Source organism: Actinoalloteichus sp. GBA129-24 (assembly GCF_001941645.1).
Taxonomy (GTDB): domain Bacteria; phylum Actinomycetota; class Actinomycetes; order Mycobacteriales; family Pseudonocardiaceae; genus Actinoalloteichus_A; species Actinoalloteichus_A fjordicus.
Genome location: NZ_CP016077.1, coordinates 6,588,804 through 6,609,280, shown reverse-complemented (window position 1 = coordinate 6,609,280; position 20,477 = coordinate 6,588,804). Strand labels below are relative to the sequence as shown.

At 70.5% G+C, this 20,477-nt stretch carries 16 protein-coding genes; 11 read left to right on the top strand and 5 right to left on the bottom strand.

Annotation, left to right across the window (positions count from 1 at the left end; genetic code table 11):
• Window positions 1-19 precede the first annotated feature (19 nt).
• The 4 genes from UA75_RS33520 (at window position 20) to UA75_RS28350 (ending at window position 7,529) form a co-directional block, all read left to right on the top strand.
• Entirely contained in the window at window positions 20-184 is a 165-nt protein-coding gene (locus UA75_RS33520; protein ID WP_157434475.1) for a hypothetical protein, read from the top strand.
• Between the two features lie 688 nt (window positions 185-872).
• Window positions 873-1,586, top strand: coding sequence for a hypothetical protein (locus UA75_RS28360; protein WP_075742841.1), 714 nt, complete (start codon window positions 873-875; stop codon window positions 1,584-1,586).
• Between the two features lie 427 nt (window positions 1,587-2,013).
• Window positions 2,014-3,951: a DNA polymerase Y family protein gene (locus UA75_RS28355; RefSeq protein ID WP_232237512.1), complete on the top strand. Its 1,938-nt coding sequence runs from the start codon at window positions 2,014-2,016 to the stop codon at window positions 3,949-3,951.
• A gap of 2 nt (window positions 3,952-3,953) precedes the next feature.
• Window positions 3,954-7,529 carry an error-prone DNA polymerase gene (locus tag UA75_RS28350; protein WP_075742839.1) on the top strand — a complete coding sequence of 1,192 codons (3,576 nt, stop codon included), beginning with the start codon at window positions 3,954-3,956 and terminating at the stop codon, window positions 7,527-7,529.
• Here the strand turns inward: UA75_RS28350 and UA75_RS28345 are convergent.
• A complete protein-coding gene (locus tag UA75_RS28345) occupies window positions 7,522-7,734 on the bottom strand; it encodes a hypothetical protein (RefSeq protein WP_157434474.1) in 213 nt (70 codons plus the stop codon). The two genes, UA75_RS28350 and UA75_RS28345, sit on opposite strands and share 8 nt — an antisense overlap.
• A 117-nt stretch (window positions 7,735-7,851) precedes the next feature.
• On the opposite strand from UA75_RS28345, the gene UA75_RS28340 reads away from it, so the two are divergent.
• Complete coding sequence (locus UA75_RS28340) at window positions 7,852-8,454, top strand: pentapeptide repeat-containing protein (RefSeq protein ID WP_075744315.1); 603 nt, start codon at window positions 7,852-7,854, stop codon at window positions 8,452-8,454.
• Between the two features lie 46 nt (window positions 8,455-8,500).
• Here UA75_RS28340 and UA75_RS28335 read toward each other — a convergent pair whose 3' ends face one another.
• Together UA75_RS28335 and UA75_RS28330 are read right to left on the bottom strand one after the other, a co-directional pair.
• Complete coding sequence (locus tag UA75_RS28335) at window positions 8,501-12,538, bottom strand: glycohydrolase toxin TNT-related protein (RefSeq protein WP_157434473.1); 4,038 nt, start codon at window positions 12,536-12,538, stop codon at window positions 8,501-8,503.
• Between the two features lie 65 nt (window positions 12,539-12,603).
• Window positions 12,604-13,092: a hypothetical protein gene (locus UA75_RS28330; RefSeq protein ID WP_075742836.1), complete on the bottom strand. Its 489-nt coding sequence runs from the start codon at window positions 13,090-13,092 to the stop codon at window positions 12,604-12,606.
• A 139-nt stretch (window positions 13,093-13,231) separates the two neighbouring features.
• Here UA75_RS28330 and UA75_RS28325 point away from each other — a divergent pair, with 139 nt between their 5' ends.
• The 4 genes from UA75_RS28325 to UA75_RS28310 are packed head-to-tail and all read left to right on the top strand — an operon-like array spanning window position 13,232 to window position 16,704.
• A complete protein-coding gene (locus UA75_RS28325) occupies window positions 13,232-14,521 on the top strand; it encodes an MFS transporter (RefSeq protein WP_083684174.1) in 1,290 nt (429 codons plus the stop codon).
• Window positions 14,518-15,534: a DMT family transporter gene (locus UA75_RS28320; RefSeq protein ID WP_232251130.1), complete on the top strand. Its 1,017-nt coding sequence runs from the start codon at window positions 14,518-14,520 to the stop codon at window positions 15,532-15,534. Before UA75_RS28325 ends, UA75_RS28320 begins: the two co-directional genes overlap by 4 nt.
• 25 nt (window positions 15,535-15,559) lie before the next feature.
• Complete coding sequence (locus tag UA75_RS28315) at window positions 15,560-16,417, top strand: bifunctional methylenetetrahydrofolate dehydrogenase/methenyltetrahydrofolate cyclohydrolase (protein ID WP_198044210.1); 858 nt, start codon at window positions 15,560-15,562, stop codon at window positions 16,415-16,417.
• Window positions 16,414-16,704: a DUF3017 domain-containing protein gene (locus tag UA75_RS28310; protein ID WP_075742834.1), complete on the top strand. Its 291-nt coding sequence runs from the start codon at window positions 16,414-16,416 to the stop codon at window positions 16,702-16,704. The genes UA75_RS28315 and UA75_RS28310 overlap by 4 nt, the downstream gene beginning before the upstream one ends.
• On the opposite strand, the gene UA75_RS28305 is transcribed toward UA75_RS28310, so the two are convergent.
• Window positions 16,663-17,286 (bottom strand): GNAT family N-acetyltransferase, encoded by a 624-nt coding sequence (locus tag UA75_RS28305; protein WP_157434472.1) that lies wholly within the window; start codon window positions 17,284-17,286, stop codon window positions 16,663-16,665. The genes UA75_RS28310 and UA75_RS28305 overlap by 42 nt on opposite strands.
• 666 nt (window positions 17,287-17,952) lie before the next feature.
• Between UA75_RS28305 and UA75_RS28300 the strand changes: the two genes are divergently transcribed.
• Window positions 17,953-18,909 (top strand): malate dehydrogenase, encoded by a 957-nt coding sequence (locus UA75_RS28300; protein ID WP_075742832.1) that lies wholly within the window; start codon window positions 17,953-17,955, stop codon window positions 18,907-18,909.
• A 237-nt stretch (window positions 18,910-19,146) separates the two neighbouring features.
• Here UA75_RS28300 and UA75_RS28295 read toward each other — a convergent pair whose 3' ends face one another.
• The gene (locus UA75_RS28295; RefSeq protein ID WP_075744312.1) at window positions 19,147-19,347 is read right to left on the bottom strand and encodes a DUF1918 domain-containing protein; all 201 of its coding nucleotides are present in this window, start codon (window positions 19,345-19,347) and stop codon (window positions 19,147-19,149) included.
• 126 nt (window positions 19,348-19,473) lie between these two features.
• On the opposite strand from UA75_RS28295, the gene UA75_RS28290 reads away from it, so the two are divergent.
• A complete protein-coding gene (locus tag UA75_RS28290; protein ID WP_318533272.1) occupies window positions 19,474-20,373 on the top strand; it encodes an inositol monophosphatase family protein in 900 nt (299 codons plus the stop codon).
• Window positions 20,374-20,477: the final 104 nt, after the last annotated feature.

Sequence of the window (20,477 nt, the reverse complement as noted above, 5' to 3'; positions counted from 1 at the left end):
TGCCGTCGGGGTCGTCGACGTGGCCGAGGTCAGTGCCGACGTCGCAGGCTTCCTTCTGGTGTTGACGGCAGGCTACGAGGTCGGTGGTCCGGTCGCGGAGTTCATCGGGGCCGAGCATCGACTTCCCGGCAGGCGGCGATTCCTGATGTCGGAGCAGGGGACTCCGATCGGGCGGCGGCCATGACGGTGCACGGTGACATCGCCGTGCACCGGCGGTGCGTCGACGCTGCTCACGCAGCGGGGGCGCACAGCAGCGACTCCGCAGGCACCGGCCGGCGCAGACTGCCGAGACGGGCTGCACCGCAGCGGTCGCCACGGCCGTTCCCGGTTCGAAGAGCGCGACCAGTCTCTGCCGTGCCGGTCACCGGCTCCACGTACGTCCGACCTGGCGTCGGCTGTGAATTCGCCGGGCTCCTGACGCCGACTCCGGAGTGGGGCACGTTCGACCTCACACCGGTTCGCAGCTGGACTGCCACCGGCACCTGGGCGTGTCCTCCTCGCGGACCTGTCTCGCGGGAGCCACAGGGGATGCCGCAGCGGCGGCGAGCGGTCGTGCCGCCGAAGTCGCCGATGCCGTGCCGGTGACTTCCGCGTACGTCTTCGCGGATTCCGCGCGCCCGCGCCCGAGACCACGATCTCAGGCGGCAGGTCGGGCGATCCTCGCCGATCAGGCCGGGTGATGAGGGCGGTTCTCGCCTGCGGACAGGCCTGCCCTGCCGGTCCCTTCTGGACTTCACCCGGTCGTGGTGTCCCCCACCCTTGACGGGCTCTTCGGCGGCGGCTTTACTGGGTCATGTCGGTCGAACAAGTGTTCGATCAGTGGTGCGGCCGGTGTCGGGGGCCTGCCGCATCGCAGGGAGAAAGGGGAGCCGGTGTCCCGGGCTGCGGTCACCACGTTGGCAGCGTTGGACGGGGTGGTCACGGCGTCGGGGATGGCCGTGGGCACAGCGGACTTCGCAGCTCGACAGGTGTTGCCGGTCCGGGAGCAACTGGGTGCGCTACTCCCCTGGGGCGGTCTTCGTCGGGGCAGCACGGTGGCGGTGCGCGGGTCCACCATGCTGCTCTTCGCGTTGATCGCCGAGGCCACCGCCGCCGGTTCCTGGGCAGCAGTGGTGGGGATGACCGGGTTGGGCGTGCTCGCCGCCGCCGAGGCAGGCGTTGCGGTGGAGCGTCTCGTCCTGGTGCCCCATCCAGGTAGGGACCCGGCGGCGGTGGTCGCCTCGTTGATCGACGGCGTCGATCTGATCGTCGTCGCGGAGACACCGGGGCTGCGATCGGCCGAGGCCAGGAGTCTGTCGGCCAGGGCCAGACAGCGTGGTGCGGTGCTGCTCCCGGTGGGTCGGCTCGACGACTGGCCCGCGCCAGACCTGGACGTGAGCTGCGTCGAGCAGGTCTGGCGCGGACCGGGAACGGGCGAGGGTCGAGTGCGTGACTGTCAGGCCACGGTGCGGGTGGTCGGGCGGGGCGCCGCCGCACGGCCGAGGTCGGCGCGGCTGTCTCTCATCGAGGACGCAGGCCGGTCAGTCGGGCCTGCGAGTCGGGGCGAACGAACCGTCGGGCGGTCCCCGGCGACGAGCGTGGGCTGAGGCGGTTCTGCCTCGCGTGGCGACGGCCACGTAGGCGCAGGGCCTTCCTCGGCAGGGCTCTCGTCTGTCGGGCGGGCGAGTCCGCGACAACGGAGATCCTGCGGCCGCAGGCTCGCCGACCGGCCCAGCACGCGATACGCGACGGCACGCGGCCGAACTGAGCCGCATCACCACGCGAGTGGCGATGCGGCAGTCGGCAGGCGACGAATCCGCCTGTCGCCATGAAACCGACGTGATCACCTCGGGCGGCCGCGCGCCGGCCCGTGCCCGGCGCGATCACGTCGGATCGCCACGCCTGCGGGCCTGGGGACAGCCGACGAGACGCCTGCTCGGTCTGCGGGCCCGCCTGCGTTCTCGACACGAATGCAAGACACCCGCCACAACGGGGTCAGGAAGCGACCCACGACACCGGAATGAGGAGGACGTCATGACGGATTTCCCCGAGCCCCCCGCGATGGTCATGCCGTCCCAGCCTCAACCGCAGTCTCAAGCCCAGCCCCAAGCTCAGTCCCAGTCCCAGTCCCAGCCCCGGTCTTCGTCCGAACCTCGGCCTACGGCAGGGCCCCCGGCCTCGCCGGGGCCGCCATCCGAGGCCGGTCCTGTCATCGGGCAGGCGACCGAGTCGCCTGCGGAGCCGGAGCCGGAGCCGGAGCCGTTCGCCGGGACACCGCTGCGCCTGCTCGTCCTCTGGTGTCCGGACTGGCCGGTGGTGGCGGCCTGTGCCGATGCCCGGCTGCCGCCGGAGACTCCTGCGGCGGTGCTCGCCGCCAACCGAGTTCTCGCCTGTTCGACGGCGGCCCGCGCCGACGGCGTGCGGCGGGGAGCACGGAAGCGTGATGCCCAGTCGCGTTGCCCGGATCTCGTCGTCCTGCCTGCCGACGAGGCACGGGACGCCCGACTGTTCGAGCCGGTCGCCTCGGCGGTGGAGGAACTGGTCGTCTCGGTGGAGATCGTGCGGCCGGGGGTGATCGCGATACCCGTCGCGCGGTCCGCAGGCTACTTCGGCGGCGAGGAGTCGCTCGCCGAACAGCTCGTCGACGTCGTCGCGGCTCGGGCGGGCGTGGAATGCCAGGTCGGGGTGGCCGACGGGCTGTTCGCCGCCACATTGGCCGCCCGCCGGGGGCTGCTGATCCCGCCGGGTGACACTCCCGCCTTTCTGGCGCCGTTGCCCGCAGGAGAGTTGATCGACCCGGCCGATCGACGCGAGGAACGAGAGCGGCTGGTCGATCTGCTGCGCCGACTCGGTCTTCGCACGCTGGGAGACTTCGCCGAGCTGGCCGCCGCCGACGTGGCCTCCCGGTTCGGTGTGGACGCGATCCTCGCGCATCGACTGGCCAGGGGAATGGAGGAACGCCCGCCTGCCCTACGTCGGACCCCCGTCGACTCCTCGGTCACCCAGGAGTTCGATCCCCCGGTGGAGCGGGTCGACGCGGCCGCCTTCGCCGCGCGGGCGCTGGCCGAACGGCTGTACGCGGACCTCGTCGAACGCGGCCTGGCCTGTACCCGGCTCGGCATCGTCGCTTGTACCGAGCACGGCGAGGAGCTCACCAGACTCTGGCGTTGTGCCGAGCCGCTCACCTCGGCAGGCATCGCCGACCGGGTCCGTTGGCAGCTCGACGGCTGGCTGCGTCGTACGGGCAGTCGCGGCGGCGACGGCGATCCCGACGGCGAAACTCTCGGCACTCGCACCGCCCCGCGCGACACCGTCGAGGAGGACGGGCCGACCGCCGGACTGGTCATGCTGCGGCTGGAGCCTGCGGAACTGGTCGGTGCGGGCCGCCTGCAACTCGACCTGTTCAGCGCCGGAGATCGGGCGGGCACGGCGGCCGACCGGGCAGGCCGGGCGCTGGTCAGAGTGCAGGGCCTGCTCGGTCCCGACTCGGTGTTGACTCCGGTGCTCGGCGGCGGCCGAGGGCCTCGGGAGCAGGTGCGGCTGGTGCCCTGGGGCGACGAGCTCACTCCCGGACTCGACCCGAACCAGCCGTGGCCGGGCAGGCTTCCTGCGCCTTCGCCGTCGCTGCTGCCCGATCCGCCGACGCCGGTCCGGCTGCTCGACGCGGCGGGCGGGTCGGTCGGCGTCACCGGTCGCTATGTCCTGACCGCGCCGCCGAATCGGCTGATCGTCGGAACCGATCCGGCATTGGAGGTGCTGGCCTGGGCGGGGCCGTGGCCGGTGGAGGAGCGATGGTGGACGACGGCCTTCGCCGACGTCTCCATGCCCGCGAGTCTCGGCCGTCCCGAAGCAGCCGCTCGCCGGGTCGCCCGGCTTCAGGTGATCACTGCGGCGGGCCGGGGCGACACGGGCAGCGGCGCCTATCTGCTGGCCAGGGAACGTGGCGGCTGGTTCATCGAGGGGAGGTACTGACCATGGCCTGGCACAATCCGCCGGTTCCCTGGCCGGAACTGGAACGCAGACTCACCGGTGACGCGCGTCCGGCGGCAACTGAGGAGGAGCCGCCCGCCTGGAGCAGGCGACGGAGACGGACTCGCGACAGTCTGCTGACCTCGGTCATCGACGAGCACCGCGATTCCCGAGCCGCCACGCCGGACTCTGCCGAACCGACCGAGCCTGCTGCGCCCGCCGTGGTGCCCTATGCGGAACTGCACTGTCACTCCAATTTCAGCTTCCTCGACGGCGCCGCCCATCCGGAGGAGCTGGTGGCGGAGGCCGCCAGGCTCGGTGTGCGCGTGCTGGCGCTCACCGACCACGACGGCATGTACGGCGTGGTGCGCTTCGCCGAGGCAGCTGCGGAGCACGGCGTGCGGACGGTCTTCGGCGCCGAGTTGAGCCTGGGGCTCACCGGACCGCAGAACGGGGCGGCCGACCCGGAGGGCACCCATCTGCTGGTGCTGGCCCGCGATCCGGCCGGCTATCACCGGTTGTGCCGGGCGATCAGCGAGGCTCAGCTGGCGGGCGGCGAGAAGGGACGGCCCGTCTACCGGTTGGAGCGACTGGCGGAACATGCGGACGGTCACTGGGTGGTGCTGACCGGCTGCCGTAAGGGGGCGGTGCGGACGGCACTGGCCGAGAGCGGATCGGAGCGGGCGGCGGAGGAGCTCGAGCGTCTGATCGGTCTGTTCGGCGCGACGAACGTGGTGGTGGAACTCGTCGATCACGGTCTGCCCGCCGACAGCGAGATCAACGACGCCCTCGCCGTACTGGCCGAGCGGTTCGGTCTGACGGTGGTGGCGACCAACGCGGTGCACTACTCGATGCCCTCCCGACATCGACTCGCCACGGCGGTCGCCTCGGTGCGGGCTCGCCGCAGCCTGGACGAGATGGACGGCATGCTGCCCGCCTCGGGGGCCGCACACCTGCGTTCCGGCGGCGAGATGGCGGCCAGGTTCGCCAGATATCCGACGGCAGTGGCGGCTGCGGCCCGACTGGGCGAGGAGTGCGCCTTCGACCTGCGGCTGGTCGCGCCGGAACTGCCGCCCTTCGACGTTCCCGACGGGCACACCGAGTCGAGCTACCTGCGTGAGCTGGCCGTGCGGGGTGCGGAAGCCAGGCACAGCACGGAGAATCTGCCCGCCGCGCTGCGCCAGATCGAGCACGAGCTGAAGGTGATCAACGAGCTCGGCTTTCCCGGCTACTTCCTGGTGGTCCACGACATCGTCCAGTTCTGCCTGCGAGAGGACATCCTCTGCCAGGGGCGGGGCTCGGCGGCGAACTCGGCGGTGTGCTTCGCCCTCGGCGTGACCAACGTCGACGCCGTCCGGTTCGGGCTGCTGTTCGAGCGATTCCTGGCGCCGGAGCGAGACGGGCCGCCCGATATCGACCTCGACATCGAGTCGGATCGTCGAGAAGAGGTGATCCAGTACGTCTACCGGCGATACGGACGCGATCATTCGGCGCAGGTGGCCAATGTCATCACTTATCGGTCCCGATCCGCCGTGCGCGACGTCGCCAGGGCACTGGGATTCTCACCGGGACAGCAGGACGCCTGGAGCAGCCAGATCGAACGATGGGGGCCGTTGAACGGCACCACCGACGACACCGACATCCCCGGCCCGGTACTGGAGCTGGCGGCCCAGCTGGAGGGTTTTCCCCGCCACCTGGGCATCCACTCCGGTGGAATGGTGATCTGTGATCGGCCGGTCAGCGAGATCTGCCCGGTGGAGTGGGGCCGGATGCCGGGTCGGTCGGTGCTGCAGTGGGACAAGGACGACTGCGCCTCGATCAACCTGGTCAAGTTCGACCTGCTGGGGCTCGGCATGTTGTCCGCACTGCACTACATGATCGACCTGGTCGCCGAGCATCACGGGGTCACCGTGGATCTCGGCGGCCTGGACCTGACGGACGACCGGGTCTACGAGATGGTGCGTCGGGCCGACACGGTCGGCGTGTTCCAGGTCGAGAGTCGCGCGCAGATGTCGACCTCGCCCCGGCTGCGACCTCGGGAGTTCTACGACCTGGTCGTCCAGGTCGCCCTGATCAGACCGGGGCCGATCCAGGGCGGGTCGGTGCATCCGTACATCCGGCGGCGAAACGGGCTGGAGGAGTGGGATTACGAGCATCCTCGGCTGAAACCCGCGCTACAGCGCACGCTGGGCGTGCCGCTGTTCCAAGAGCAGATGATGCAGCTTGCAGTGGATGTGGCGGACTTCTCCGCTTCGGAGGCCGACGAGCTGCGTCGGGCCATGAGCTCCAAACGGTCGAGCAGGCGGATGGAGCGGTTGCGCCAGCGGCTCTTCGACGGGATGCAGGCGAACGGGATCACCGGTGAGCTGGCCGAGCAGATCTATCGCAGGCTGTTGGCCTTCGCGGACTTCGGCTTCCCGGAGAGCCATGCGTTGAGCTTCGCGCTGTTGGTCTTCGCCAGTGCCTGGTTCAAGTCGTACTACCCGGCCGCCTTCTGTGCCGCGTTGCTGCGCGCGCAGCCGATGGGCTTCTACTCGCCGCAGTCGTTGATCGCCGATGCGCGGCGGCACGGCGTTCGGGTGCTGCGGCCCGACATCAACGCGAGCCTGCCGCATGCCACCTTGGAACAGGCGCAGGCCGCCTCCGCCTCCGCCTCCGCCTCCGCAGAGCCTGCCTGCCAAGCAGGCCCTGTCGGCTCTGCCGGCTCTGTCGGCCGAGCCGACTCCGTGGGTCGAGCCGATTCCGCAGGCCCAGCCGACCCGGTGCACCCTGCCGCCGCCATGGGCTCGGCCGACCCTGTCGGGTCTGCCACACTCGCCGGGTCCGCCACCGAGACCGCCGCCGACTGCGCTGCTGCCGAGCCCGAGCCCGCCGCCATGCCGTCGGTGCGGCTCGGGCTCGGTGAGGTCCGCACCATCGGTGCAGATCTCGCCGAGGCGATCTGCGCGGACCGAACCGTGAACGGGCCCTACCTCGACATGGCCGATCTGGCCCGTCGACAGCGGCTCACCGTCGCGCAGCTGGAGGCACTGGCCACCGCAGGTGCCTTCGAGTGCTTCGGCATGAGCAGACGGGCGGCGTTGTGGACGGCGGGCGCGGCTGCGGGCGAGGCGGCGGACAGGCTGCCCGGACTCTCCACCGCAGGGCAGCCGCCGATGCTGCCGGGCATGGACGCGGTCGAGACGGCCGCCGCCGACGTCTGGGCCACCGGGGTCTCACCGGACAGCTACCCGACTGAGTTCGTCCGGGATCGGCTGACCCGGCTGGGTGCGTTGCCCACGGCAGCGCTCAAGACCGTCGAGTCCGGGCGGCGAGTGCTGATCGGTGGTGCGGTGACTCACCGACAACGACCCTCCACCGCAGGCGGGGTGACGTTTCTCAACATCGAGGATGAGACCGGCATGGTCAATGTGGTCTGCACCCCGACCCTGTGGGCACGATATCGACGGGTGGCACGGAACAGCCCGGCGTTGCTGGTGCGGGGGATCGTGGAGCGGAACGGCACGGTGGTGACCCTCCAGGCCGACCGCGTGACCCACCTGCCGATGCGGATCTCCGGGCGGTCACGTGACTTCAGATGACGCCGATCCGACCGGCTCGCCGCAGCGCCGTCCTGCTATCGGCGGTCGGCGATGCCCCCCTGCTGACCTGCTGACCCGCTGACCCGCCGCCGACGGACATGAAGAAGTCCGCCCCCACGAACGGGGACCGATGGGCGAGCAGGCCGCCGTTCAGCCGCTGCCGCCCGGCGAGGGTGCAGTACTCGGTGTGGACGGTGGCGAGCATCGTCATATCGCGGGGCGACGCTGGGGCGCAGCAGCGGTTCCGCTGACAACCGAGGCCCGGCGGTGCTGGCAATGACAGGGCGCCTGTCAAGCCGGCGTGGCCGGCTAGGGTGCTGTGGTGGACACCCAGGAAGAGACGGTCGGCGAGGATTTCAGCGACGCGGTGCTGGCCCGTGCCGACTGGCGGGGGCGGAGCCTGCACGGCTGCGACTTCACCGATGCCGATCTTGCAGGCATGCAGACGCACAACGTCACGTTCACCGACTGCGACTTCACCGGGGCAGACCTCAGCGGTTCCCGGCACACCGCCACCGCGTTTCGAAACTGCACTTTCGACCGCACCGTGCTCCTGGGTGCGGTCATCGACGGCTGCACCTTGATCGGCTCGCGGTTCCGCCAGAGCAGGCTGCGGCCGTTGACCCTTCGGGAGACCGACCTCACCCTCGTGGCGTTGCCCGCAGCCGATCTGCGTGGACTCGACCTCTCCGGGCTGCGGCTGCGTGAGGCCGACCTGTTCGAAGCCGATCTGCGCCGGGCCGATCTGCGCGACGCCGATCTCACCGGGGCACGGCTGACCGACGCGAACCTGGAAGAGGCCGATCTACGGGGTGCCCGCATCGACGCCAAGTCGTTCCGCCAGGTCAAGCTGTGGGGTGCGCGGGCGGATCTGCCGGTGGCGATGGCCTTCTCCGCGGCGCACGGGCTCGTCATCGACGAGTAGCCTCCGACGATCCTCGGGGACCACCCGGCCCCCGAGGATCTCGCCGTCACTCCACGCCGGGCGGCTCCACATCGGTCATCTCCGCCAAGGCGCCGTCTTCGATCAGGTCCGTGATCGACCGGGGCAGGACGTAGGAGACACCGCCACCGGGCTGTTCGAACCACGGCACCGCGATGCCGGTGAGCACCTGTAGCGGCCGCAGCAGCCGGTACGTGTGGTAGCCGCGCTTGATCCACTGCGGTGGCAGCGAACGCCTGCTGTACGGCGTCCCCGCCGCGTAGGTCACGTTGCCGCTCGGCTCGCCGAAACGGTCGACCTCGGTTCCCGCCTGCAGCATCAGCAGCCTGCGCTCACGGAAGAGGGTGAGCGGCGGTTCGCCGGGCAGCGGCCGGACCATGCTCTGCTGCTCCGCCGCCTGCTGAGGACGGGCCGCCGCCTGCGGCGCGGGCTGGCTGCCGCCTGCCTGTCGCCGAGGCGAGGTGCCGAGGTCGGCCCCCAGCTCGTAGTCGTCCGAGGCACCGCCATGGTCGGCGGCGGCTGCGCGCCTGCCGCCCTGCCTCGGCTCGTACTCCTCGGTCGCCCTCGGCTCGAAGCCGCCTGCCTGTCTCGTGTCGTAGTCGCCGACGCCGCGTCGGCCGGTCGGCCTCGCCGGGAGGTCCGCCTCCGGCAGGGGGACGTTGCCGGGGCGGGCGCCCGCGTCCCGATCGTCCTGGTACTGGTCGTCGTCCTGGTACTGGTCGTCGTGCTGCCGATCGCCTCGGTACGACCCGTTGCGATACCCGTCCTGGTCGAACCGTTGATCGCGCACGTCCTGAGCCGCAGTGCCGTCGGAGTCGACCGCGCCGTCGTGGTAGCCCTCGCCCGCATAGGAGTCGTGCTCGTAGCCGTCGCGCTCATAACCGCCCGACTGGTACTGGGGGTCCTGGTACGTCTCCGGCTGATACGGCTCGTTCTGATAGGTCTCCGGCTGATAGGGCTCCTGCCGGCCCGGACCCCGCTGAGCCGGTCGGTCGTCGTCGAGTTCGGCGTCGATCTCGACCGCGTTCATCTGCCTGGTGTCGTAGCCGCGATCGACGGAGTCCTGCGCTCCCGCGTAGTCCGCTCCTGCCTGCTGGGCGTAGTCGGCGGCCCCTTGCCGGGCGTACTCGACGTCTGGCCTGCGATGGTCGATCACGGCCGATTGTGTGAACTCGCCCGCAGGCCTGCGGGCGTACTCGGGCTCGTCCTGCCGTGCGTAATCGGCGTCCGGCTGCTGCCCCGTGTCGTAGCCGTCGTCGGCTCCGACGGCGTATTCGGCGGGCTGCCGGGCGTAGTCCGCCTCGTCCTGCCTGGCGTACGCATCCTGCCGGTCGTATTCGGGTTCGTCCCGGTAGGACGAGCGCCTCGTCTCGGCGGGCTGCTGCTCGTAGGACTCATGGTCGGCAGGCTGCTCGGCTGCGCGGCGGCGGCCGCCCGGCTTGCTCGGCACGCGAGCCTGCTCCGGCTCGTATCCAGTGGACCGTGCCTGATATCCGACGGCCGCAGGCTCTTCATAGCCTGCTGCCTGCGGCTCGTCGTATGCCGTGTCGGCAGCGGAGTCGATCGAAGGATCTGCCTCCGGGGACTCGTACCCGGCGGTCTGTGCCGGGTAGGTGCTGCTCGTCGGCTCATCGGCGTAGGGACGGGACGGCGGGAGGACCAGCCCCCCGTTGCGGAAGAGGTCGGCGACCTCCTCCTCGTCCATCGCCCTCGGCGGTCGGATGACCGGTGCCTCGCTGACCGGCTCGTGGTCTCGATAGTCGGGCAGCGCCTCGGACTGCTCGACGTGCGAGGCGTCGTCGACGCCGTGTTCGGCGTAATCCGGCTCTGGGTAACCCGGCTCCGCGTAGCCCGGTTCGGTGTAGTCCGGTTCGGCGAAGGACTGCCTGCCGCGCGGCCGTTCGACCACCTCCGCCTCCGGTGCGGGCGAGTACGCCGCCTCGGACGGGTGCATCATCAACAGCGCACCCAACAGGTAGGCACAGGCCTGGTTGGACTGATCGAAGCTGATCTCGTCGTAGCGCTCGCCGTGCTCCGACCAGAAGACCGACCAGTTCCGGCCCTCCCGCAGCAGACACCAGACGTCGTCCTCGGTGCCGCCGATGCGATAGGCGGAGTCGTCGACGCCGAGATCGGCCAGGCGTTCGCGGAGCTGATCCAGACTCGCCTGGTCCACCTCCTCGGTCGCCTCGGCGACGTCGTCGCTGCCGAGGTGGTCGCTGCCGAGGTGGTCGTCGGCCTGATAGTCGGGGTACCGACCGCCCACGACATCACGATCGGCACGGCCGTCGACTGCGGCGGCTCCGCCCCGGCCGTCGGTGAGGTCCCGGTCGTCGGAGTAGCCCCGGTCGTCCGGGTAGCCCTGGTCGTCCGGGTAGCCCTGGTCGTCGGAATAGCCCTGGTCGTGAGCGTCCCGACCGTGGTGGAGTTCCCGACCGTCGCGCGGGTCTCGCGCACTGCGGACGTCGTCCACCTCATGGACCCCGCCCGCGTCGCCGCCGAGCGCCACGCCGTCGAAGTGGCTCTCCTCGGCCTGTTCCTCGCGATAACCGGGCTGCTCGCGGTAGCCCTCGTCGTAATAGCCGTCGGGGTATTCCGGCCGGTCGTCGATGCCCGCCGGGTCCTCATGCCCGATCTCCTGCGACGTCTGCGACGACTGGCGGCCGGGCCTGCCCTGTCTCGCGGGCGATTCGACATCGGCCTGCGCCTGCGGTGCCTGGTGCGGCTCGTCGTCGATGTCGATCGCGGCCGGGAGGATGCCCGTCACGTCGCTGGCAAGCGAGTCGTAGGGGTCCTCGTCGTCCTGGTTCTGCACTGCCTGCGTCCGGGCCGACCGATCGTTCTGCCGCTCGTCGCGCGGATCGGGGAGCACCTGGTACAGCAGTTCCGTCGCGGCGTCCCGGGTCTCCTGGTGGACGCTGGGCAGCCGGAACTCCTGGGCTCTGATGTGTTCCACCAGTTCCGGAATCGGCGGAACGCCGTGCCTGGCCAGGTGGTATCCCACGGCGGCGGGCCAGATCCAGAATCCGTCCGTGTGCCAGCTGATCGGCACCGAAGGACGGCCCTCGCCCGCGAACGGATCGGGAGCGAGGCCCTGGGAGGACAGCACGACGGGCGCGGTCCGCAGGTAGCCCACGAGCTGTTCGCGTTCGGCCGGGTCGACCGGCGGCCGGTTGATCAGCGGCCTGCCGTCCTCCCGCGTGCCGTCGAAGACCCTGGCGAGCTGGAAGTCGGGTGCGGCGGGCTGATCGACGTCGTCATCGTCGGCGTATTCGTAGTCGTTCTCGCCCAGGTAGGACTCGGCCTGCTGCGGGAAGTCGCCGTCGGAGTCGCCGAAGCCCTGCGCCGAGTACTGCTGGGTGGGGAAGGACTCCTGGCCAGTGCCGTCGAAGCGATTCGGTCGGAAGTCCGCGCCCTCGCCGGACGTCGCCTCGAAGCTCGCCCCGTTCGTGCCTGCGCCGCCGTGGCCGGGGGCGGGACCGTCGGCGGGCACCTCCGGCAGGTAGTCCGTGTGCGCCTCGTCGTCGTGTCCCTGCCGCCGGATCGAGGGGTCGGGTCGAGACGGCGCGGCGAACTGGTCCTCCGGGTAGTTCCCCTCGGCCCGGTCGAAGTCGGCGGGCTGCGGCCTCTCCGGCCTGCCCAGCCCGCGCCAGAACCAGGGCGGGATGCGCGCCTCCGGCCGGGGGTACCGGTTCAGCTCCTCCTCGAAGGCCTCCGGCGGGAGCGGCGGCTCCCACGGCACCTTCTTGTCGAGGTTGACGTCGATCCGGTAGTTCGACGGACGCTCCACCACGTACAGCGCCGAGAGCCAGGTGCCCTTCTCGGGGTCGTACATGTTCTGGCGCAGTCGCTCGAAGAGCGGCCCACAGTCGGCGGGGGGCTCCCACGAGGACGACGAGCCGTCCTCGCTGATCACCTTGCCCACCGAGTCGGTGAAGCCGCCCATGGCTCGGTACTCCACACGGATCTGCTGCCACCCTGGCGGTGCGGCCTGCAGCAACGCCATGCCGATGTCACGAGCGAGTACTGCCTGATCTTCCGGACTGTTCGCCGTCGGACGGGACATGACCACATCCTCTCTGACGGACGTTGGATCGTGGGGACGGGGCGCGCAAAATCCGGTACCAGACACTACGCGGTGGAGAAGCCGTCGAGCTGACGAACGTGCTGACTACGGGCGGTGTCGCGCTGCTCACGGAGCCAGGGCGGCGTGTGTTCTTCGGAACGGGGGAAACGCTGAAGATCGTGGAGATAAGCCGAAGGAGGGATGGGGGAGCGCCAGGAAGGGGCGGAATTGTAATCAAACTCCATTGTGCAATTACCTGATCGGTTGATCACACAACTTGCGGTGAACCAGGTTCCCTCCTTTGCTCGTCTCATCCCCTCCCGTAGGTGATCGAACAACATTGCGCACTCGATCGGGTGGTCCCACCGGATGACCTCGCCGGTGGTGGCGGTGGCTTCCAGTTCGGCCTCGCCGATCTCCACCGTGGCACGGTAGTGGAGCCTGATCTCGTGCCAGTCGGGTGGTGCCGACGCCCGGAGTGCCCGGCCGATCTCTCGGATGATCTCTTCTTGTTCCGCGGTTCGCAGTGGAGTGTCGATGTGGTGTTCGGTCATGCCGACCCCTCCTCGGCAGGGAGTGACACCTCGGCCATGATCGAGCGTACGTGTCAGATGCGGTTCCCTGCCGAGCCGCGAAGCTGATCCGCCGGATCAATCGATCGGAAATGTCGGCACCGGCGGGCAGACTGTGCCGGTGTTCACGCCTTATCGCCTGCTCGCCTCTGTGGGGCGCCTTCCCACTCTGCTCTTCTGGTCGCTGTTCGGCAGACTGCACACGACGGCGACCGCCCTGGCGTTGACCTTCCTGGTGACCGACTGGACCGGCTCGTACACCCTCGCGGGCGTGGTGGCCGCGTCGTTGACCGTCGGAACCGGCATCGCAGGCCCCCTACGCGGCCGAGCCGCTGATCGAAGCTCCGTGACGAGACTGCTCCTGTTGACGGGGCTCTGCTACGGCGGCGGACTCTTCCTGTTGGCCGCCCTGCCCGGAGGTCTCTGGCCTGCGGCTCCCGTCATCGCGTTCTTCACCGGGCTGGCGATGCCGCCGGTCAGTCAGGTCAGCCGGGCGGTGTGGGCGAAGGTCGAGCCAGCAGCGGCGAGGAACGCGACCTACGCGGTCGAGGCGACCCTGACGGAACTGCTGTTCATGGTGGGGCCGATGCTCGCGGCGCTGGCCGTGGCCTTCGTCAGCCCGCCCGCCGCCGTGGTGCTGTGCGGGCTGTTCGCGGTCACCGGAGCGCTCGGCTTCGCGGCGGCCCTCGCGCGATCGGAGCTCCGGCCGGTGCAGGCACAGGCGGGCGACGAGGCTCCCGGGGCTTCCGACGGCCTATCCGAGTCGGCGTCTGAACCGCCCTCGGCCCTTTCCGAGGCGCCGCGCAACGGATTCGTGCTGCGGGCAGCAGGAGTCCTGCCCACGATCACCATGGCGATGATGATCGTCGCCGCGCTGATCGCGGTGGATCTGGTGATCATCGCCTGGGCCAGAGAACGCGGGACGCCGGAGCTGGCGGGCGTCCTCGTCGCGGTCTGGGCGGTGGGCTCGCTGGTGGGCGGCTTCATCGCGGGCGGGCTGCGCGGCAGGCCGAACCTGGTGCTGCGCATGACGCTGGTGACCCTCGGCCTCAGCGCGCTCATCCCCGTGCTGCCGCCGATGACGCCGGAGCCCACGCCCTGGCTGGTCGGCCTCATCCTCGCTGCGGGCGGGGCCGCGATCGCTCCGGCCTTCGCCGCGGCCAACAGCAGGCTCGGCGAGTTGGCTCCTGCGCATCAGCGGGCCGAGGTCTTCGGCTGGCTGGCCTCGGCCTCCACCGCGGGTTCCGCGCTGGCCGCCACCTCGATCGGCTGGGTACTGGACGTCGGGTCGCTCGGGGCGGCGGCGGGGGCGTCCACGCTCTTCGGCGTTCTTGCGGTGTTAGTCGCATTACAGATTCCACGCAGGCCTGCTGCGCAGGCGTCGACCGAAGCGCAGGATGTCGTGACGTGACCGGACAGCGGAATCAGCGTGCAGCGCAGCGGAGTACCGACGATCTCGCCAGAGTCGCAGCCCGGCCGACGGCGGCCGCCCCCGCGCTGATCGCCGCCGTGATCTCCGGTGGCGCCGTCGCGACTCAGACCCGGATCAACGGTGAGCTGGCCGACCGCCTCGGCAGCGGCTTCACCGCCGCGCTGATCTCCTTCGGCGTCGGCCTGATCGTGGTCGGATCACTGGTGCTCGTGCTGCCCGCCGGGCGACAGGGCATGCGTCGGGTCGCGGGCGCGCTGCGGGCACGTGACGGTGCGGCGGGGCCGATTCTGCGTCCCTGGCAGTGCCTCGGCGGCGCCTGCGGTGCCTTCCTGGTCCTCAGCCAGGGCCTCACGGCCACCGCGATCGGCGTGTCCATGTTCACCGTCGCCGTGGTGGGCGGTCAGGTGGCCAGCGGCCTGCTGGTGGACCGGTTCGGCATCGGCCCCGGCGGTGTGCGTCAGGTGACGACCCTGCGGGTCGCGGGTGCCGTCGTCGCCGTGCTCGCCGTGCTGATCGCGGTGTCCGGCAGTCTGGGCGATCCGCAGACGTTGATCCTCGCGGTGCTGCCCGCGCTCGCGGGCGTCGGCATCGCCTGGCAGCAGGCGGTGAACGGACGGGTGCGCGCCGCAGCAGGCTCGGCGATGCCCGCCACCCTGGTGAACTTCATCGTGGGCACGGCGGTGCTGATCGTGGCATTCCTGATCTCCCTGCTCGTGACGGGACCACCCGCCGCCCTGCCGAGCGAGCCGTGGCTGTACCTGGGCGGCGTGATCGGCGTGCTGTTCATCGCCCTCGGCGCGATGGTGGTGGCCAGGATCGGCGTGCTGCTGCTGGGGTTGAGCTCCATCGCGGGGCAGCTCATCGGCGCCGTCCTGCTGGATCTCCTCACTCCGTCGTCCGACGCCGGACTGACCGCGACCACGCTGGTGGGAAGCGGACTGACCTTGGTCGCGGTGGTCCTCGCCTTGCTGCCCGGCCGCCGACGCGCCTGAGCGCCCGTCTGCGACGATGACACCCGTGACCGCCACCATCCTTGACGGCAAGGCCACCCGAAACGCGATCTACGACGACCTCCGCACCAGGGTCGCCGCGCTGGGTGACGCGGGTGTGCGACCGGGACTGGGCACCGTGCTCGTCGGCGCGGACCCCGGATCGGCCGCCTACGTCCGCGGCAAGCACTCCGACTGCGCGAAGGTGGGCATCACCTCCCTGCGCCGCGACCTTCCGGAGGATGCCGACCAGGAGCAGGTCGCGGCGGTGATCGACGAGCTGAACGCCGACCCGGCCTGCCACGGCTACATCGTGCAGCTCCCGCTGCCGCGCGGACTGGACACCGGCGCGCTGCTCGAACGCATGGACCCGAACAAGGACGCCGACGGCCTGCATCCGGTGAACCTGGGCAGGCTCGTCCTCGGCGAGCCCGGGCCGCTGCCGTGCACGCCGTGCGGCATCGTCGAACTCCTGCGGCGCTACGACGTCCCGATCGCCGGGGCGGAGGTGACGGTGATCGGACGAGGTGTCACGGTGGGCCGCCCGCTCGGGCTGCTGCTCACCCGGCGCAGCGAGAACGCGACCGTGACCCTGTGCCACACCGGGACGAAGGACCTGGACGCTCAGGTACGTCGGGCCGACATCGTGATCGCCGCTGCGGGCAGGCCGGGGCTGATCACCGCCGAGATGCTCAAGCCCGGCGCGGCCGTCCTCGACGTCGGCATCACTCGCACCGACCAGGGGCTGGTGGGAGACGTCACGCTCGAAGCCCGCGAGGTCGCGGGCTTCGTGGCCCCGATGCCCGGCGGTGTCGGCCCGATGACCAGGGCGATGCTGCTGACCAATGTGGTCGAGGCCGCCGAGCGGGCGGTGCGGTCGGCGTGAACAGTCGAGGTCGCGATCACGTCGGCACCTCCCAGCTCTCCTTTCTGTTAGTGCTCGCGATCGTCGTGTTCGGCTTCGTCCGCGTGACGATGGGCTACTGGCGGGAGGGCGCCGCGCTCGTCGGCTTCGCCCTGCTGCTCGCGGCGGGCCTGCGGGTCCTGTTGTCGGACGAGCAGGCCGGGCTGCTGAAGATCCGAGGCTCCGGTGTCGACATGCTCTGCTACGGCGTGCTGGGCACGTTGGTGCTATTCGTGTCGCTGACCATCGAGGGTGGTCCCTTCGGCTGACCTGCGTCGCCTGGGCGGCGTGCCGGGCGCGGGCTGCTCACGCGAGGCTGCGGCCATCATCATCCGCAGGATCGGGCTGTCGGAGCCGAGCCACGCGGAGCGCCGCTCCAGGTAGACCTGCCGAAGTCCTGGCACGTGTTCGACGGTCCTGGTCGGTGAGAAGCCCTTGCGCTCGTACAGCGCCAGGACCGGGGCGTTGGCCTCGCTGGCCGTCACCATCGTCCGGCGTGGACGCTCGACGGCCTCCAGCGTGTCCAGCAGCGCGGTCGCGTAGCCCCGGCGGAAGGCCGTCGGCGAGACCACCAGTCTGCAGATGTCGAGCGTGCCGTCGAACGGTCGCGTCCAGGACACTGCCGCGGCGAGCCCGTCCTCGTTGTAGAGGCCAAGGAAGCTCTCCCCGCTGTTCTGCAGCTCCTCCAGCGTCTCGGTGCGCTGGGGGATGTCCTCGAAGCCGATCAGCTCGGCCTCGACCTGGTATGCGGCGCGCTGTAGTTCGAGGATCGCCTGTGCCGTCTCGACATCGGCGAGGTTGATCGCCCTGATGGACATCTTCGGGGGGTGCTTCGGCTGAGTCGTCTCCACGCGCGACACGGTAAACGTTCGCCCGTTCGGATGTCAGGCTCGGTCTGTCGTGACAGGGCGCCGTCGTAGCCATCCTGCCGGGTCCCAAGTGGAGTGAGCTGGGCCGTTCGGGTGATCTCGGTGTCGCAGAGTGGTGGTGTTCGTCCTGACGATCGACTCGCTCCGTGATCCGCGTCGTTCGCGAGCGTGCTTCGGATCGACGTCTTCGGGGGGAATCCAGGCGGGCAGCCCAGGTCAACACGGCGAGTCGTCCGACCGCCGCCGGTTGGCTCGATCCGGTCGACTTCGACTTCCGCACCGAATCGGCCACCGTGCAGGCGTGATCAGTGCGGCGAGCGGCCTGCGGTGCTCGCGGCGGGCCGCTGATCCAGGGGCCGCTGAACGGAGGGAGAGATGATCACAGCGCAGGCTGATTCGGCGGCAGGCCCGGCGCCGGGACGGGAGCCGGGATCGACACGGGCCGCGTTGCGGTCACCACGAGAGCCTGCTCACCAGATGCGGTGGTGGAGCCGGGGGCCTTGATAACCTCGCCCCGTCGGGCAGCCGCCCGACGAAGCGGTCCCGGTGCCGTGGCCGTCGCCGACAGGTGATCCCCACGCTCCTGCCTTCTCCAGACCTCCGCCGCGCCCAGGACCTCTCCGCCTGTGATCAGGGAGGACCCGTCCAGTGGCACGTTCCGGCAAGGTCGCCGTAGTCGGCGCCGGTTTCTACGGTTCGACCACCGCTCAGCGGCTGGCCGAGTACGACATCTTCGAGACCGTGGTGTTGACCGACATCGTCGACGGAAAGGCCGAGGGCCTGGCTCTCGACCTGAACCAGTCCCGTCCGGTCGAGGGCTTCGAGACCACCGTCGTCGGCAAGACCACCGACCGCGACGGCTCGGGCTACGAGGTCTTGGCGGGCGCCGAGATCGTCATCATCACCGCAGGCCTGCCGCGCAAGCCCGGTATGAGCCGGATGGATCTCATCGAGACCAACGCGAAGATCGTGCGCCAGGTTGCGGAGAACGTCGCGAAGCACGCGCCGGAGGCCGTGGTCATCGTCGTGTCCAACCCGCTGGACGAGATGACCGCGCTCGCCCAGCTGGCGACCGGCTTCCCGAAGAACAAGGTGCTCGGCCAGGCAGGCATCCTCGACACCGCCCGCTTCACCAACTCGGTGGCCGAGGCGCTGTCGGTGCCGGTCTCGTCCGTCACCACCCTCACGCTCGGCTCGCACGGGGACACGATGGTCCCGGTCCCGTCCGCCTCTTCGGTGGACGGCAAGCCGCTGTCCGAGGTGCTGCCCGCCGAGAAGATCGACGAGCTGGTCACTCGCACCCGCAACGGCGGCGCCGAGGTCGTGGCGCTGCTCAAGACGGGTTCCGCGTACTACGCGCCGTCTGCGGCCGCTGCTCGGATGGCCAAGGCCGTGCACGAGGACGCGGGCACCGTGCTGCCGGTGTGTGCGTGGGTCGACGGCGAGTACGGCATCGAAGGCGTCTACCTGGGCGTCACCGCGGAGCTGGGTCGCGAGGGCATCCGCAAGGTCGTCGAGCGCGATCTCTCCGACTCGGAGCTGACCGAGCTGAAGGCGGCGGCCGAGGCCGTCCGCGCGAAGCAGGCCGACGTCCAGAGCCTCTGAGACACAGCGGCCCCACTTGCGCGGGGTCCGTCGCAGGACGGGCTGCCCGCCCGGAACGCGACGTTGATCTGCCCGGACCGCCGCAGGCGGTCCGGGCAGATCTGTCTTTCGGTCGAAGTCCTCGTCGGCGACGCCCGGGCGGCCGCCGATGGTCGGGTCCGTCAGGATCGAGTGCAGCGCACCGAACGGCCGTCGCGCGGCGTGCGGAGTCCGGGGACGGACGATCCGCCGACGGACTCAGCCGAGATCGTCCGAACCGTGCTGCTCGATCTCGCAGTCCGGACCGGGATACACGAGCGACTCGGTTCCGTCCGGGAAGACCACCAGGTACGGCGGCTCGCCGTCCGAGCCTCGTACCTCGCGGATCTCGGCGAGTCGGTCCGGCTGTCCGACGACCCGACCGTGGATGTGGAGCCGGTCTCCGATTGCGGCGTGCATCAGCATCACCTCCACAGCGGGCGTATCCAGGCCGGTCGCCGAGGAAACCTCACTGCGGATGACAGCGGCCCGATCCGCCCCCCAGCCGTGCTCGACCGCGTCGGGGTGGCCGGCTACGGTTCGCGGGTGGCCCCTGAGAAAAAGACAGCCGAGGAGAAGTCAGCCGGGCAGCAGACGGCCGGGCGGACGGGGAGTGCGACCCTGATCGACTGGCCGGTGCCGGAGCCTGTGCTGTCGGAGGGGGTGCATCCCGCGCTGGCCGACGCCGCCCGGGCGGCCTCGGCTGCCTACGGGCTGGCTCGACGCAGGCACACCCGAGCCGAACTCGGCTACGAGGTCGCCATGGGTGCCGACGGGACGCCGACGATGCTGCTCGACCGCATGGTGGAGGACGCCGTCGCAGACGTGGCCCGTCGGCACGGCGTCAACCTGCTCAGCGAGGAGGTGGGATTCGTCGACAACGGCTCGGCGGTGACCATGGTCGTCGATCCGGTTGACGGATCGAGCAATGCCGCAACGGGTGTGCCGTTGTCGTGCTTCGCGGGCGTCCTGGCGGTCGACGGGGAGCCGAGCGAGGCGCTGACCACCTGGCTGGACACCGGGCGCGCCTGGCACGCGCTGGCCGGCACGCCGACGCCCTTCCGGACCAGCGGGCGGACCAGCCTCACCGGGGCCAACCTGAGCCTGCTGCGACCGAAGCCTGCGACCATGCAGGCCTGGCAGCGGGTGGCCATGCGGGCCGCGCGGATCCGGGTGCTGTCCACCACCTGCCTGGAGGCGGTGTTGGTGGCCGAGGGGTCGATCGACGCCTTCGCCGCCGTCGGCGAAGGCGTGCACCGGATCATGGACCTGGCTGCGGCGATGGTGACCGTGCCCGCTGCGGGCGGCGTGGTGGTCGACGTCCACGGCAGGCCGCTGGAGCTGAACCCGGATCTGAGCCTGCGCTGGTCCGGCGTCATCGCCGCGACGCCGGAGCTGGCGGGGGAGCTCATCGAGGAGATCACGGCGCCCTGTACGGCAGGCTGAGTCGGGGCGCGACCGACGACGGCCGTCCGAGTCATGCGGTACCGCTGAGGCCTGTGTTGCCGGTGTGATCCGCGATGAGGGCTGAACCGGGGCCAGGCCGAGAA

What these genes read in the sequence shown, in the direction of transcription:
- UA75_RS28355 (WP_232237512.1), top strand. Translation starts at nt 2,014, where the DNA reads ATGACGGATTTCCCCGAGCCCCCCGCGATGGTCATGCCGTCCCAGCCT.
- UA75_RS28350 (WP_075742839.1), top strand. Translation starts at nt 3,954, where the DNA reads ATGGCCTGGCACAATCCGCCGGTTCCCTGGCCGGAACTGGAACGCAGA.
- UA75_RS28345 (WP_157434474.1), bottom strand. Translation starts at nt 7,734, where the DNA reads ATGCTCGCCACCGTCCACACCGAGTACTGCACCCTCGCCGGGCGGCAG.
- UA75_RS28335 (WP_157434473.1), bottom strand. Translation starts at nt 12,538, where the DNA reads ATGTCCCGTCCGACGGCGAACAGTCCGGAAGATCAGGCAGTACTCGCT.
- UA75_RS28330 (WP_075742836.1), bottom strand. Translation starts at nt 13,092, where the DNA reads ATGACCGAACACCACATCGACACTCCACTGCGAACCGCGGAACAAGAA.
- UA75_RS28295 (WP_075744312.1), bottom strand. Translation starts at nt 19,347, where the DNA reads ATGCACGCCGCAATCGGAGACCGGCTCCACATCCACGGTCGGGTCGTC.